Raw genomic sequence first — 225 nt, 5'->3', positions numbered from 1 at the left:
GGCGCGGCGAACGTCGCCGACATCTACCCCCTCGCCCCCCTCCAGGAGGGACTGCTCTTCCACCACCTCCTCGCCGACGGCGGCGAGGACGCCTACGTCATGCCGACGGTGCTGGAGTTCGACTCCCGTGAGCGGCTGGACGCGTTCGCCGGAGCGCTTCAGAAGGTCATGGACCGGCACGACATCCTGCGCACGGCCATCGTGTGGGAGGGCCTGCGCGAGCCG

The 225-nt window shown here is 70.7% G+C and carries 1 protein-coding gene; it reads left to right on the top strand.

The genetic code is table 11. The features are described 5' to 3' along the window. Window positions 1–225, top strand: a 225-nt coding sequence (locus tag IH50_RS38565; protein ID WP_037873793.1) for a condensation domain-containing protein, incomplete at both ends; no start/stop codon positions are given.

The sequence above is a fragment of the Streptomyces sp. NRRL S-37 genome (genome assembly GCF_000721605.1).
Taxonomy (GTDB): domain Bacteria; phylum Actinomycetota; class Actinomycetes; order Streptomycetales; family Streptomycetaceae; genus Streptomyces.
The sequence above is the reverse complement of the archived record's forward strand: the minus strand, read 5'-3'. Positions and strand labels throughout refer to the sequence as shown.